The organism is Streptomyces sp. bgisy130 (assembly GCF_057708345.1).
In genome coordinates this window covers 133,881-147,765 of record NZ_JBYISA010000013.1, presented here as the reverse complement: position 1 = coordinate 147,765, position 13,885 = coordinate 133,881, and the positions used below count along the sequence as shown (strand labels likewise).

12 protein-coding genes are annotated in these 13,885 nt (G+C 69.7%); 9 read left to right on the top strand and 3 right to left on the bottom strand.

The genetic code is table 11. From position 1 onward, the window contains the following. The first annotated feature begins 35 nt into the window (after positions 1-35). The 4 genes from tsf (at position 36) to AC3EUV_RS19535 (ending at position 3,704) form a co-directional block, all read left to right on the top strand. The gene (tsf, locus tag AC3EUV_RS19550; protein ID WP_397973656.1) at positions 36-872 is read left to right on the top strand and encodes a translation elongation factor Ts; all 837 of its coding nucleotides are present in this window, start codon (positions 36-38) and stop codon (positions 870-872) included. A 162-nt stretch (positions 873-1,034) separates the two neighbouring features. After that, the gene (pyrH, locus tag AC3EUV_RS19545) at positions 1,035-1,805 is read left to right on the top strand and encodes a UMP kinase (protein ID WP_432145875.1); all 771 of its coding nucleotides are present in this window, start codon (positions 1,035-1,037) and stop codon (positions 1,803-1,805) included. 175 nt (positions 1,806-1,980) lie between these two features. Then, positions 1,981-2,538: a ribosome recycling factor gene (frr, locus tag AC3EUV_RS19540; protein ID WP_006602824.1), complete on the top strand. Its 558-nt coding sequence runs from the start codon at positions 1,981-1,983 to the stop codon at positions 2,536-2,538. Continuing rightward, complete coding sequence (locus tag AC3EUV_RS19535; RefSeq protein ID WP_432145874.1) at positions 2,538-3,704, top strand: phosphatidate cytidylyltransferase; 1,167 nt, start codon at positions 2,538-2,540, stop codon at positions 3,702-3,704. The genes frr and AC3EUV_RS19535 overlap by 1 nt, the downstream gene beginning before the upstream one ends. A 72-nt stretch (positions 3,705-3,776) precedes the next feature. On the opposite strand, the gene AC3EUV_RS19530 is transcribed toward AC3EUV_RS19535, so the two are convergent. Beyond that, positions 3,777-4,574, bottom strand: coding sequence for a bestrophin-like domain (locus AC3EUV_RS19530; RefSeq protein WP_435603442.1), 798 nt, complete (start codon positions 4,572-4,574; stop codon positions 3,777-3,779). Positions 4,575-5,228: 654 nt separating this feature from the next. Between AC3EUV_RS19530 and AC3EUV_RS19525 the strand changes: the two genes are divergently transcribed. From AC3EUV_RS19525 to AC3EUV_RS19505, 5 genes are all read left to right on the top strand, one after another. Further along, entirely contained in the window at positions 5,229-5,444 is a 216-nt protein-coding gene (locus AC3EUV_RS19525) for a tautomerase family protein (protein WP_432145872.1), read from the top strand. 776 nt (positions 5,445-6,220) lie between these two features. Next, complete coding sequence (gene rlmN / locus AC3EUV_RS19520; RefSeq protein ID WP_432145871.1) at positions 6,221-7,327, top strand: dual-specificity RNA methyltransferase RlmN; 1,107 nt, start codon at positions 6,221-6,223, stop codon at positions 7,325-7,327. A 258-nt stretch (positions 7,328-7,585) separates the two neighbouring features. Further along, entirely contained in the window at positions 7,586-8,662 is a 1,077-nt protein-coding gene (locus AC3EUV_RS19515; RefSeq protein ID WP_435603441.1) for a thiamine ABC transporter substrate-binding protein, read from the top strand. 95 nt (positions 8,663-8,757) lie between these two features. Next, a complete protein-coding gene (locus AC3EUV_RS19510; RefSeq protein WP_435603450.1) occupies positions 8,758-10,410 on the top strand; it encodes an ABC transporter permease in 1,653 nt (550 codons plus the stop codon). Beyond that, positions 10,411-11,484 carry an ABC transporter ATP-binding protein gene (locus AC3EUV_RS19505; RefSeq protein ID WP_435603440.1) on the top strand — a complete coding sequence of 358 codons (1,074 nt, stop codon included), beginning with the start codon at positions 10,411-10,413 and terminating at the stop codon, positions 11,482-11,484. A 91-nt stretch (positions 11,485-11,575) separates the two neighbouring features. Here AC3EUV_RS19505 and AC3EUV_RS19500 read toward each other — a convergent pair whose 3' ends face one another. Together AC3EUV_RS19500 and AC3EUV_RS19495 are read right to left on the bottom strand one after the other, a co-directional pair. Beyond that, positions 11,576-12,529 (bottom strand): DMT family protein, encoded by a 954-nt coding sequence (locus tag AC3EUV_RS19500; RefSeq protein WP_435603439.1) that lies wholly within the window; start codon positions 12,527-12,529, stop codon positions 11,576-11,578. 153 nt (positions 12,530-12,682) lie between these two features. Further along, positions 12,683-13,849, bottom strand: a complete 1,167-nt coding sequence (locus AC3EUV_RS19495) for an LOG family protein (RefSeq protein WP_432145867.1) — start codon at positions 13,847-13,849, stop codon at positions 12,683-12,685. Positions 13,850-13,885 lie beyond the last annotated feature (36 nt).

The following is a 13,885-nucleotide window of genomic DNA, read 5'->3' as shown; positions in this document are numbered from 1 at the left end:
TCGACTTCGAGATTTCGAGAAGAGATTCACAGACCATGGCGAACTACACCGCCGCTGACGTCAAGAAGCTCCGCGAGCTCACCGGCGCCGGCATGATGGACTGCAAGAAGGCCCTGGACGAGGCCGAGGGCAACGTCGACAAGGCCGTCGAGGCGCTGCGTATCAAGGGCCAGAAGGGCGTCGCCAAGCGCGAGGGCCGGTCCGCCGAGAACGGCGCGGTGGTCTCCGTGATCGCCGGCGACAACACCTCCGGTGTCATCGTCGAGCTGAAGTGCGAGACGGACTTCGTCGCCAAGGGCGAGAAGTTCCAGGCCGTCGCCAACGAGATCGCCGCGCACATCGCGAAGACCTCCCCGGCCGACGTCGAGGCCCTGCTCGCCTCCGAGATCGAGGCCGGCAAGACCGTCCAGGCGTTCGTCGACGAGGCCAACGCCAACCTGGGCGAGAAGATCGTCCTGGACCGCTTCGCGCAGTTCGCCGACGGCTACGTGACGGCGTACATGCACCGCACCATGCCCGACCTGCCCCCGCAGATCGGTGTCCTCGTCGAGCTCGACAAGGAGAACGCCGAGGTCGCCAAGGGCATTGCGCAGCACATCGCCGCGTTCGCCCCGAAGTACCTCGCCAAGGACGACGTGCCGGCCGAGGTCGTCGAGGCCGAGCGGCGTGTCGCCGAGGAGACCACGCGTGCGGAGGGCAAGCCCGAGGCTGCTCTTCCGAAGATCGTCGAGGGTCGGATCAACGGCTTCTTCAAGGACGCGACGCTGCTGGGTCAGCCGTACGCGCTCGACAACAAGAAGTCCGTCGAGAAGGTCCTCCAGGAGGCCGGTGTCACCCTGAAGCGCTTCTCGCGCATCAAGGTCGGCATCTGAGCCTGTCGCGAAGGCAGCGAATGACCTACGACCCCGCTAGGGTCGTACGCAGTCGGCCGCTCAACGGCCGGCCGCAGATGTGACGAGGAGGCCATTGCCGCAGAGGGATCTGAACCAGACCCACGGCAATGGCCTTCTTCGTATGTGCACGAGGAGAGCTCAATGATTCACGGTGCCGACGGCGCGCACACAGACCATGCCGGTCACGGCGGCAGGCGACGCTTCCTGCTGAAGCTGTCGGGCGAAGCGTTCGCCGGCGGCGGGGGACTGGGCGTCGACCCCGACGTCGTGCACGCGATGGCCCGCGAGATCGCCGCCGTGGTGCGCGACGGCTACGAGATCGCCATCGTGATCGGCGGCGGCAACTTCTTCCGCGGCGCCGAACTCCAGCAGCGCGGCATGGACCGGGCCCGCTCCGACTACATGGGCATGCTGGGCACGGTCATGAACTGTCTGGCCCTCCAGGACTTCCTGGAGAAGGAGGGCATCGACTCCCGCGTCCAGACAGCCATCACCATGGGACAGGTCGCGGAGCCGTACATTCCGCTGCGTGCGGTGCGCCACCTGGAGAAGGGCCGGGTCGTCATCTTCGGTGCCGGTATGGGCATGCCGTACTTCTCCACCGACACCACCGCCGCCCAGCGTGCCCTGGAGATCGACGCCGAGGCCATGCTGATGGGGAAGAACGGGGTGGACGGCGTCTACGACTCCGACCCCAAGAAGAACCCCGACGCGGTGAAGTTCGACGCGCTCGAATACGGCGAGGTGATCACCCGCGACCTGAAGGTCGCCGACGCCACCGCCATCACGCTGTGCCGGGACAACAAGCTCCCGATCCTCGTGTTCGAACTGCTCACCGAGGGCAACATCGCGCGTGCGGTGAAGGGTGAGAAGATCGGCACGCTCGTCAGCGATCAGGACACCCGGGCCTGACGGCCTCAACTGCCGTGATTCCGTACGGGCATCGGTCTGTACGGGCGGCAACTCCCGACCGGGGTAGGACCCCGGTACGGGGATGGACAACGGCCTGCCGGTCGGACACCGTGCAGGAGAAGACGCGCGGCAGGGGCGAGGCTCTGCTTCTTACCGAAAAGACCAGGAGCAAGTGGTGATCGAAGAGATCCTCCTCGAGGCCGAGGAGAAGATGGAGAAGGCCGTCGTGGTCGCCAAGGAGGACTTCGCCGCGATTCGCACCGGGCGTGCGCACCCGGCGATGTTCAACAAGATCGTGGCGGACTACTACGGCGCCATGACGCCGATCAACCAGCTGGCGTCGTTCTCGGTGCCCGAGCCGCGGATGGCCGTGGTGACCCCGTTCGACAAGAGCGCGCTGCGCAACATCGAGCAGGCCATCCGCGACTCCGACCTCGGCGTCAACCCGAGTAACGACGGCAACATCATCCGAGTGACGTTCCCGGAGCTGACCGAGGAGCGCCGCAAGGAGTTCATCAAGGTCGCCAAGAACAAGGGCGAGGACGCGAAGATCTCGATCCGCAGCGTTCGGCGCAAGGCCAAGGAGACCCTCGACAAGCTGGTCAAGGACAAGGAGAGCGGCGAGGACGAGGTGCGCCGCGCCGAGAAGGAGCTCGACGACACCACCGCGAAGTACGTCGCGCAGGTGGACGAGCTGCTCAAGCACAAGGAATCCGAGCTCCTCGAGGTCTGATGAACGAGTCTTCCTGGGGGGCCCCGCCCGGCGCCGGTCAATGGGGACCGCCCGACCACGGACCGGCCCCCTCGCTTCGCGGGGCGGCGCCCCCCGTTCCGGCGGGTCCGGTGTACGACTGGGGCGATGCGGCGCAGACTCGGCCCATGCCCTTTGTCCCCGGGCAAGGCGGACACCAGGATGACAACCGGGAACATCGGGACATCCGGGATAGCCGGGATCACCTGGACGACCGGGGGGCTGCTCGACGGAGCGGCCCCCTGTTCCGCGACGAAAAGCCGCAGGAGCCCATGCCCACCTCTCTTTCCGGGTCCGACAGCTCGCCGGACTCAGAGAAGCCGAAGAAGAAGAGCGCGGGCCGCAACCTGCCCGCCGCCATAGGGGTCGGCGTCGGCCTCGGCGTGATCATTGTTGCGTCGCTCTTCGTCTACAAGCCCGTCTTCATCGGCGTGATAGCGATCGCCGTGGTCGTGGGCCTGTGGGAGCTGACCTCGCGGCTGGCGGAGCGCAAGGACATCAGGGTGCCGCTGGTGCCGCTCGCGGTCGGCGGCACCGCCATGGTGGTCGCCGGCTATGTCCGCGGCGCCGAGGGAGCCTGGGTGGCGATGGCGCTCACCGCCCTCGCCGTGCTCGTCTGGCGGATGACCGAGGCGCCCGAGAACTATCTGCGGGACGTCACCGCCGGCGTCTTCGCGGCGTTCTACGTGCCCTTCCTCGCGACGTTCGTGGCGCTGATGCTCGCGGCCGAGGCCGACGGGCCGCAGCGGGTGATGACGTTCCTGCTGCTCACGGTCGTCAGCGACACCGGTGCGTACGCGGTCGGCTGGCGGTTCGGCAAGCACAAGCTCGCCCCGCGCATCAGCCCCGGCAAGACCCGTGAGGGACTCGTCGGCGCGGTGCTCTTCGCGATGGCGGCCGGCGCGCTGTGCATGGAGTTCCTGATCGCGGACGGCGCCTGGTGGCAGGGCCTGCTGCTCGGCCTCGCCGTCGCGGCCAGCGCGACCCTCGGCGACCTCGGCGAATCCATGATCAAGCGGGACCTCGGCATCAAGGACATGGGCACCCTGCTGCCCGGCCACGGCGGCATCATGGACCGGCTCGACTCCCTGCTGCCGACCGCACCGGTCGTCTGGCTGCTCTTCGTGATCTTCGTGGGAGCCGGCTGACCACAGGGTTCTCGCAGGTGAGGGCAGGGAGAGGAATTCCTCTCCCTGCCCTCTTCCGTGTCTGCCGCCCGTCTACCGAGGCGGCGACAGGACCTCGACCGCCGCGCGCAGTGGCTCCGGCGACGTGGCGAACTCGCCGAGGAAGGCATACGAGAGTTCCGTGACGAGGAACAGGTTGGTGGCAACGAGGACACTCACCGCCGCGACCATCCCGTAGTGGATCAGGGCCTGCTCGGAGCCGAAGGTGGCGGAGAAACCGAGGACCAGTCCACTGGTCAGAAGGACCGCCAGCCACAGGGACAGGGGCGGGCCGATGTTGGTGCGCGCCTCGAGCAGCCGTTCCGTGCGTGCGACGCTCAATTCCTTCAGGGACGCGATGGAGCTGGTGAGGAAGGCCCGCTGGGCGTCGTCGCGGGGCCGGATGCTCTCGTACGTGCTGTGCAGGCGGTTCAGCGCGTTCTCGGCCTCGGGCGTGGTGCCGCCGGCCGCGGCGCTGGGCCACTCGGCGGCCGCCGCCCGTCCGTACGCCAGCAGGCTCTGCCTGATCCGCGCGCTCTCGGCCTTGCCGAACACCTCGCGGCCCCTGGCCAGCTGCGCCACCATGGCGCCCTCGGTCCGTGTCGTCTGGTCCGCCGTGTTCACCTGACCCCAGAGCGCGAGGACGATGAAGCCGATGAGGAACCCGTAGACGACCGCGATCACGGGGAAGAGGAATTGCGCGATCTCGTTCTGCTTGCCCTGCTTGATGCGAGGGACACGGTGCCGGACGAGTGCCTGGACGACCGCGGTCCCGCCCGCGATCACGACGACGAGCCCGGCCAGCAGCAACCAGGAAGGGATGTTGATCACGATCCAACGGGTCACGGCCACTGTTCCACGCTCCTGACGTACCCCACACCGCCCTCACGGCGCGGTGGCCAACGAAGGCACCGGGCTGCGGGACACGCCTGCTTCGTCTCTTCGGGCGCGGAGCGTCGGACCACGCAAGAGCCGATCAAGGTGTCCGTGCCCGAGCTGTACCAAGTGAAGGAGACCGGCACGTGGTGGGACGGAGACGTGACCCGATTGACCGGGTGAAGCACCCGCGGCCCCGTTCAGACACTCCAGTCGAACTCCTGCCGTGTGGGTGATCGGTGCCGGCTCCACCGCCCCTCGCGGAGGAGCCAGCCCCATGCCGCCTGGAGATCATTTACGGGACCGCCCTTAGCCAAAGGCCGTCAAGGCCGACCGCCAAGGCCCACTGCGGAACCGCGCTCCCGCGCGTCACCGGACGTCAATCTGCGACACTGGTAAAAACATGCCGGCGCAAGCAGCGGTTGACCTCAGCGTCACGGCTCGACGGTGAACCGGGCCGGCCGGACGAGGACCGGGCGCCGCCTACGAGCGCTGCTCGGGCAGGCTACGAGAATCAGCGCGGCCCCCGGCACCCTTCTCCCTGAAGAGGGCACGCGGCCCACCCGCATCCGGCCCTGCTACGCAATGCGGCATGGCGGCTCGATCTCACCACCACGTGGGAGGTATCCGATGCCCTTCATCGACATCAAGGTGATCGCAGGAGTATTCACCCCCGAAGAGAAGCAGAAGATGGTCGAAGAAGTCTCCGAGGCGTTGATCGCCATCGAAGGTGAGGCGCTGCGACCAGTGACGCATGTCGTGATCACTGAGACGCCCAGTGGCGAATGGGCAATCGGTGGTAAGGCCCTGACAGCCGAAGACGTTCAGGCCAAGAGGGCCGGCTAGCCCAGGCGGTAGGTGTCTTCGACCTCCTGGCGTCGCCAGGCAGCAGTACATCCGTGACCTACAGGGCCCTGTCCCGAGACATCGCAGGCGACGATCAGCACGCTGAGCACCGGCTCGCCCTCGGGAGCGCAGGCAATCGGGCCCTTTCCCTGCTTGGTCGGCGAGCCGAGAGGCGTTCGGTGACGTGGCCTCAGCCGTTTACTGGATGGTGGCATCAGCCACTTGGTGATTCCGCGGGACCGGGCCTCTGCCTCGAACATGCCGCTGTTGTAGGCGTCTTAGGAGCCCTCACCTCAGGGCTGCTCAACGTTCCGCAGGGAAAACCAAACTGGTTGAGTTGCCATATGCGCGGCACCGGTCTGCGGTCGAGCGGAACCCCTTTGGCGACGAGTCTGCATTTCGATTGCTGTGTGACTCTCCAGGTGCTTGTACAGGAATCATTGAGCATGGCAAAGCAGTGCCGAGCTGCACATTGATGTGGGAAGTCATACCTGGAAGCCGTATCAGTCCCTGAAGCTTCCACTGGTTCCGAAATGAAGGCTCTCGCCGCATCGGCAACGTCTCGGATGCTCACTGACTTTCCCAGCGTACGCACCTAACAACTCTGTGTAACTTCTTCCCGGTGGGCAGTGACTCGGTTGGCGCGTCCATCAGGGCTGGGCCGTCCCTGGGCCGTGCGAGGGAGGCCATCAATGACAGAAGGCCACAGCGGGTGACCGCCCCCTCACCCGCTCCGACCTGGGCTCCCATAAACGATCTGCCACACTGGACGCACCATGCCTGCACCCGGAGAACTTACTTTTGTCGCGCCGCGCGGGGCCAAGAAGCCCCCGCGGCACCTTGCTGATCTCAGTCCCGTCGAGCGTCGTGAAGCCGTGGCGGCGATCGGGGAGAAGCCGTTTCGTGCCAAGCAGCTGTCGCAGCACTACTTTGCCCGTTATGCGCACGATCCGGCGCAGTGGACGGACATTCCGGCGGCGGCGCGCGAGAAGCTGGCGAGTGAGCTGCTGCCGGAGCTGATGACCGTCATGCGGCACGTCTCGTGCGATGACGACACCACGCGCAAGACGCTGTGGAAACTGCACGACGGGACGCTCGTCGAGTCGGTGCTGATGCGGTACCCGGACCGGGTCACCATGTGCATCTCGTCGCAGGCGGGGTGCGGGATGAACTGCCCGTTCTGCGCCACGGGGCAGGCGGGGCTGGACCGTAATCTCTCGACCGCCGAGATCGTGCACCAGATCGTCGACGGGATGCGTGCGCTGCGCGACGGCGAGGTGCCGGGCGGGCCGGCGCGGCTGTCCAACATCGTCTTCATGGGGATGGGGGAGCCGCTCGCCAACTACAAGCGGGTGGTCGGGGCGATCCGGCGGCTGACGGATCCCGAGCCGGACGGGCTGGGGCTGTCGCAGCGGGGGATCACCGTCTCCACGGTCGGGCTGGTGCCGGCCATGCTGCGGTTCGCCGACGAGGGCTTCAAGTGCCGGCTGGCCGTGTCGCTGCACGCCCCGGACGACGAGCTGCGCGACACGCTGGTGCCCGTCAACACGCGCTGGAAGGTGCGGGAGGTGCTGGACGCGGCGTGGGAGTACGCCGAGAAGTCCGGGCGGCGGATCTCGATCGAGTACGCGCTGATCCGGGACATCAACGACCAGGCGTGGCGCGGTGACCTGCTCGGGCGGCTGCTGAAGGGCAAGCGCGTCCATGTGAACCTGATTCCGCTGAACCCGACGCCCGGTTCGAAGTGGACGGCCTCGCGGCCCGAGGACGAGCGGGCGTTCGTCCAGGCCATCGAGGCGCACGGGGTGCCGGTGACCGTCCGCGACACCCGCGGCCAGGAGATCGACGGCGCCTGCGGGCAGCTCGCGGCCTCGGAGCGCTGACCGCCCCGCTGATACGGTGTGGTCGAACAAATGCACATTCCGACAGGGGAGCGCCACAGCGCTGAGAGTGCGGAAGCGTCGTAGTCCTACGGTGCCCGCAGACCCTTGAACCTCGCCCGGGTCATTCCGGGTAGGAAGTTCGGTCGTCACTCATGCTGTTGCGCCCTGCCCGGAGTTCCCTCCCCGCGTCCCCGGACGCCGGGAGCCGTGGACACCGGGCAGGGCCGCGTCTCTTCCTGGCCAGCCAGGAGGAAATCAGTGAGCACCATCAGCAGGATCGCCGCGACGACGGTGGCCGCCGCGGTCGGGATGACCGCCCTCGCCGGCTGCGGGGGCTCCGGCGGCGGGAGCGCGGACGCCAAGACCGTCACGCTCGTCAGCCATGACTCGTTCAACGTCTCCAAGTCCGTGCTGGCCGCCTTCGAGAAGGAGAGCGGCTACAAGGTCACGATGCTCAAGGGCGGGGACGCCGGCAAGGCCGTGAACCAGGCGGTCCTGTCCAAGGGCAGCCCCCAGGGCGATGTGTTCTTCGGTATCGACAACACGCTGCTCTCGCGCGGTCTGGACGAGGGCCTCTTCAGCCCCTACCGGGCCAAGGGGCTGGACAGTGTCCCGGCGGGGCTTCAGCTCGACAAGGGCGAGCACCGGGTCACCCCGCTCGACTACGGCGACATCTGCGTCAACTACGACCGCGGCTACTTCACCCGGCACAAGATCGCGCCGCCGGAGACCTTCGACGATCTGCTCCAGCCGCGGTACAAGGGGCTGCTCGTCACGGAGAACTCCGCCACCTCCTCCCCGGGCCTCGCCTTCCAGCTCGGCACCATCGCGAAGTACGGGGAGCAGGGCTGGCAGAGCTACTGGAAGAAGCTCAAGGCCAATGGCGTCGAGGTCGTCGACGGCTGGGACCAGGCCTACAACGACCGGTTCTCCGGCTCCGCGGCGGGCAAGGGCAAGGGCGACAAGCCGCTGGTGGTCTCCTACGCCTCCAGCCCGCCCGCCGAGGTGCTCGGCAAGAAGCCCACGCCCAAGGAGGCCCCGACCGGTGTCGCGGCCGGCACCTGCTTCCGGCAGATCGAATTCGGCGGTCTGCTGAAGGGCGCGAAGAACGAGAAGGGCGGCAAGGCGCTGCTGGACTTCCTGCTGAGCAAGAAGTTCCAGGAGGACGTGCCGTTGCAGATGTTCGTCAACCCGGCCCGTAAGGATGCCGCGGTGCCGGAGCTGTTCACCAAGTACGGCACGACGATCGACAAGCCCACCACCCTGGCGCCCGGGACGATCACCAAGAACCGCGAACAGTGGATCAAGCAGTGGTCCTCGCTCGTTCTGAAGTAACGCCGCCGGACGCCACGGACGTCCCGGGTGCCACGGACGTCCCGGGCGCCCGGCGCGGCAGGCCCGCGCGGGGGACGGCGGTGCGGCTCGGCCTGATGGCGGTGCCGCTCGCCTTCTTCGCGCTGTTCTTCGCCTACCCCGTTGTGGCGATCGTCGGACGGGGGCTCAAGAACGGCGGACAGTGGCAGCTCGGCCGGTTCGGTGCCGTGCTGAGCGACCCGGATGTCGTGCGGGTGCTGTGGTTCACCGTCTGGCAGGCGGCCGCCTCGACCGGGCTGACGCTGCTGATCGCGCTGCCTGGCGCCTATGTCTTCGCGCGCTTCGACTTCCCCGGCAAACAGCTGCTGCGGGCGGTCGTGGCGGTGCCGTTCGTGCTGCCGACCGTCGTCGTCGGCTCGGCGTTCCTGGCGCTGGTCGGGCGGGGCGGGCTGCTGGACGACCTGTGGGGCGTGCGCCTGGACACCTCGGTGTGGGCGATCCTGCTGGCGCATGTCTTCTTCAACTACGCCGTGGTCGTCCGGACCGTCGGCGGACTCTGGGGGCAGCTCGATCCGCGGCAGGAAGAGGCGGCGCGGGTGCTGGGAGCCGGGCGGTTCGCGGCCTGGCGGCGGGTGACGCTGCCCGCGCTGGGGCCGGCCGTCGCGGCCGCCGCCCTGATGGTCTTTCTGTTCACCTTCACCTCCTTCGGGGTGGTGCAGATTCTGGGCGGCCCCACCTTCTCGACGCTGGAGGTGGAGATCTACCGGCAGACCGCGGACTTCCTGGATCTGCCGACGGCCGCCGTCCTCACCATGATCCAGTTCGCCGCGGTGCTCGGCGTCCTGGCGCTGCACGCCTGGACCGTCCGCCGCCGGGAATCCGCGCTCCGGCTCGTGGACGCCGCACAGACGGCCCGCCGGCCGCGCGGCCGCGGTCAGTGGGCGCTGCTGTGGGGGACGTTCACGGTCATCGCCGTTCTGCTGCTCGCGCCGCTGGTGGTGCTCGTGGAGCGCTCCTTCGCCGGGCCGGACGGCTACGGGACGGTCTTCTACGCCGCGCTGGGCTCCGCCGCGAGCGCCGACAGCACCTTCGCCGTCGCCCCCCTGGACGCGCTGTGGAACTCCCTCGCCTACGGGGCCGCGGCCACCGTGATCGCGCTGGTGGTGGGCGGACTGGCGGCCGCCGCACTGACCCTTCCTCGGCTGCGCCGCGGCTCGTCCGGGCGGACCCCCGCGGTCAGCCGGTTCGTCCGCGGCTTCGACGCGCTGCTGATGCTGCCCCTGGGCGTCTCCGCGGTGACCGTCGGCTTCGGCTTTCTGATCACCCTCGACGAGCCGCCGCTCGATCTGCGGGCCTCGTGGTGGCTGGTGCCGCTCGCCCAGGCGCTGGTGGGGGTGCCGTTCGTGGTCCGGACGATGCTGCCGGTGCTGCGGGCGGTCGACGGCCGGCTGCGGGAGGCGGCCGCCGTGCTGGGTGCCTCGCCCTGGCAGGTGTGGCGCGCGGTCGACCTGCCCATGGTGCGGCGGGCGCTGCTGATCGCCGCGGGCTTCGCCTTCGCCGTGTCGCTCGGTGAGTTCGGCGCGACGGTCTTCCTCGCCCGGCCGGACGGGCCGACGCTGCCGGTGGCCGTGGCCCGGCTGCTGGGGCGGGCGGGGGAGCTCAACTACGGGCAGGCGATGGCCTTGTCGACCATCCTGATGGTGGTGTGCGCCGCCGCCCTGCTGGTACTGGAGCGGCTTAGCCCCCTCGACCGATCCGGGGAGTTCTAGATGACGGCACGGGCCGGGAGCACGGCGCGGGAGCTGCTGCGGCTGGGCGGGGTGACCGTCCGCTTCGGCGCGGGCGGGCACCCCGCGCTGGACGCGGTCGATCTGGACGTCGCCGCCCGGGAGATCGTCTGCGTCCTGGGGCCGAGCGGCAGCGGCAAGTCCACGCTGCTGCGGGTGGTCGCCGGGCTCCAACAGGCCGACGCCGGGCGGGTGTCACTGGAGGGGCGGGACCAGTCGGGGGTGCCCACCCACCGGCGCGGCGTCGGCCTGATGTTCCAGGACCACCAGCTCTTCCCGCAGCGCGATGTCGCGGGAAATGTCGCCTTCGGGCTGCGGATGCGGCGCACCCCGCGCGCCGACCGGGAGCGTACGGTCGCCGAACTCCTGGACCTCGTCGGGCTGCCGGGTGCCCAGCGGCGCGCCGTGGCCTCCCTGTCCGGCGGCGAACAGCAGCGCGTCGCCCTGGCCCGAGCCCTGGCACCCCGCCCGCGTCTGCTGATGCTGGACGAGCCGCTCGGCCAGCTCGACCGCGGGCTGCGGGAACGGCTGGTCGTCGAACTCCGGCGGCTCTTCCAGGAGTTGGGGACGACGGTGCTGGCCGTCACCCACGACCAGGGGGAGGCGTTCGCGCTCGCGGACCGGGTCGTGGTGATGCAGGACGGCCGGATCGCGCAGTCCGGCACCCCGCTGGAGGTCTGGCAGCGGCCCGCCACCGAATTCGTCGCCCGCTTCCTCGGCTTCGACAACGTGGTCGAGGCGACGGTGCAGGGCGAGGCGGCCGCCACCCCCTGGGGGAAGGTGCCCGTTCCGGCGGCCACCCCGGACGGACCCTGCCGGCTGCTCGTCCGCCCGGCCGGGGTACGGCTGACGGCCGCCGTGGAGGGCCTGCCGTGCACGGTCGCGGCCCGTACCTTCCGCGGCACCCATGTCGCGCTGCTCCTCCAGCCGGCCGCCGGACCCCAGGTGGAGGCCGCCTGTGCGCTGCGGGACGCGCCCGAAGTGGGCGAGCGGGTGGGGATCGCCTTCCAGGCGCAGGACGTGGTGGTGCTGGACGCCTCCGCTCCGGCGGGCTGACCACCGGGGCGGATCCGGTGGGGCGCCGGGGCGGTGGGCCGTCAACAAGTGCCCCACGGCCGGCAGCCGCGCCGGCCGCGGGAGGCGCGCCTCAGCGGGCCGCGACCTGCGTGGGCAGCTCGCCGGCCGCCGGCGTCCCGGCCGCCGGCGTCCCGGCCTCCGGCGCGCCGGGCTCCGGCTCCGGCTCGCCGAACCAGGCGACCGCGACGGCGCCGGCCACCGCCACCACGAAGCCGAGCGCGGCGACCCAGGCGAAGCCCGGACGGGACGCGTCCCCCAGCCACAACACCCCGAGAATGCCGGGAATCACCGTCTCGCCCACCACCAGCGCCGCCGTCGCGCCGTTCACCGAACCGATCTGGAGGGCGACGGTGTGCAGGTACATGCCCCCGATGCCGGCCACCAGAATCGCGTACAGAGCGGGGTCGCCGAGCAGCGACGGCAGGTGGAAGGGGTCCACCCCGTTCAGCACCCGTACGCCGACGCCGAGCGCACCGAACCCCAGACCGGACAGCAGACCCGCCAGGATCGCGGCCCGCCCCCCGAGCAGCCGCACGATCAGGATGCCGCCGCCGATCAGCACGACGGAGGCGACCAGCAGCCACCAGTGGGTGGCGATGGGGGTGTGGCCGCTGCCCTCCGGCCCTGCGGCCGTGGCCAGCAGCACCAGCGCCGAACAGACCACCGCGATGGAGGACCACTCGGCCCGGCTGAGCCGGATGCCGAGGAGCTTGATGCTCAGCACGGCCGTGATCACGAGATTGGCGCTGATCACGGTCTGGGACAGGAACAGCGGCAGCAGCCGGGCAGCCAGCGCGCCCAGCCCGAACCCGACGAAGTCCAGCACCGTGCCCACCATGAACTCCCAGGTCACGGCCGCCTTCGCGGTCGATGACAGGCTGGGCCCGCCATGCTGGGTGACCCCGGTGGTGGACGATGCGGCCGCCTCCCGGCGAGCGGATTTGCGGGAGCCCACCGCCTGGAGGACCGATCCCGTGCCGTAGCAGGCCGACGCCGCCACGGCCGTCAGAAGGCCGATGATCACCAAGAGCTCCGTTCGCCCGCTGTCCGCATTACTCGTTCATTGCCTTCCTGGCAGACGTGCATTTGAGGACGGGAGTTGCCTCCGCCGGCAAATACACCGGTGCGCAGCCGTGCGGGGCCTTCGACGCCGGGAAGCCCACGGGCGACGGACGGGTCAGGAAGCCGCCTGCGCGCGCATACGGGCCAGCGCCTCCGGGGCTTCGTCCACCGAGTCGACCAGGGCGATCCGGGACGCCATGGGCCGGTCCGCGGCCAGCGCCTGGAGCAGCGGCCAGGCGGGGAGCTGCTCCGTCCAGTGCGCGCGGTTGACCAGCACCATCGGCGTCGGCTCGCCCCGCGACTGGTAGTAGTTCGGCGTCGCGTTGTCGAAGATCTCCTGTACGGTCCCGGCCGCGCCCGGCAGGAACACGACACCGGCGTTGGAGCGCGCCAACAGCCCGTCCTCGCGCACCGCGTTGACGAAGTACTTGGCTATGTGGGACGCGAAGGCGTTCGGCGGCTCATGCCCGTAGAACCAGGTGGGAATGCCGGCCGAGACGCCGCCGCCGGGCCGGCTGTGGCGTATTTCGAAGGCGGCCCGGGCCCAGTCCGTGACGGACGGGGTGAAGTGCGGAGTCTTGGCGAGCAGCTCCAGCGACCGGTCGAGCATCTCGTCCTCGAAGGGCGCGGCATACGCCCCGAGGTTCGCCGCCTCCATCGCGCCGGGCCCGCCGCCGGTCGCCACGGTCAGCCCATCCCGGGTGAGCCGGCGCCCGAGCCGGGCCGCGCCCGCGTACGCCGCCGAACCGCGCTCCAGGGCATGGCCCCCCATGATGCCCACCACCTGGGCACCGGCGAGGTGTTCGTCCAGGGCATCGGACACCGCGTCGTCGTGGATGCTGCGCAGCATCGAGGCGAAGATGTCGCCGTCCGACTTGGTCTCCTGGTACCACCGGTAGGTCCGGGCGTCCGGAGTGACGTCGAAGCCGCCGTCGGCCAGCCCCTCGAAAAGCTCATCCGGACCGTACAGCCCACCCCGGTACGGATCGAACGGCAGCCCCGGCACAGGCGGGAAGACCAGCGCACCACCGGCACGCACCTTGGCGGCGGCATCCGGCTCCATGGCACAGCCGAGAAACACGGACTCCGTGGTGTCCGCACTGAGCAGCGCGAACGTACGGTCCGTCAGGTCGACCGACTGGACACGATGCCCGGCGAGACTCCCCGAGGCGACGACCCGGTCGAACTCCTCCAGGGACTCGATCTCCCGGTCGTCGTGATCGGCATGGGCACGGGTGCGGCGGGACGCCGGCGAGGGTGAATTCGACTGCACGTCCGTCATGTTAGGGCCGGGGTGCGGCCGCCCAGGGGGCGAGGG

What these genes read in the sequence shown, in the direction of transcription:
- tsf (WP_397973656.1), top strand. Translation starts at nt 36, where the DNA reads ATGGCGAACTACACCGCCGCTGACGTCAAGAAGCTCCGCGAGCTCACC.
- pyrH (WP_432145875.1), top strand. Translation starts at nt 1,035, where the DNA reads ATGATTCACGGTGCCGACGGCGCGCACACAGACCATGCCGGTCACGGC.
- AC3EUV_RS19535 (WP_432145874.1), top strand. Translation starts at nt 2,538, where the DNA reads ATGAACGAGTCTTCCTGGGGGGCCCCGCCCGGCGCCGGTCAATGGGGA.
- AC3EUV_RS19525 (WP_432145872.1), top strand. Translation starts at nt 5,229, where the DNA reads ATGCCCTTCATCGACATCAAGGTGATCGCAGGAGTATTCACCCCCGAA.
- rlmN (WP_432145871.1), top strand. Translation starts at nt 6,221, where the DNA reads ATGCCTGCACCCGGAGAACTTACTTTTGTCGCGCCGCGCGGGGCCAAG.
- AC3EUV_RS19510 (WP_435603450.1), top strand. Translation starts at nt 8,758, where the DNA reads ATGGCGGTGCCGCTCGCCTTCTTCGCGCTGTTCTTCGCCTACCCCGTT.
- AC3EUV_RS19505 (WP_435603440.1), top strand. Translation starts at nt 10,411, where the DNA reads ATGACGGCACGGGCCGGGAGCACGGCGCGGGAGCTGCTGCGGCTGGGC.
- AC3EUV_RS19495 (WP_432145867.1), bottom strand. Translation starts at nt 13,849, where the DNA reads ATGACGGACGTGCAGTCGAATTCACCCTCGCCGGCGTCCCGCCGCACC.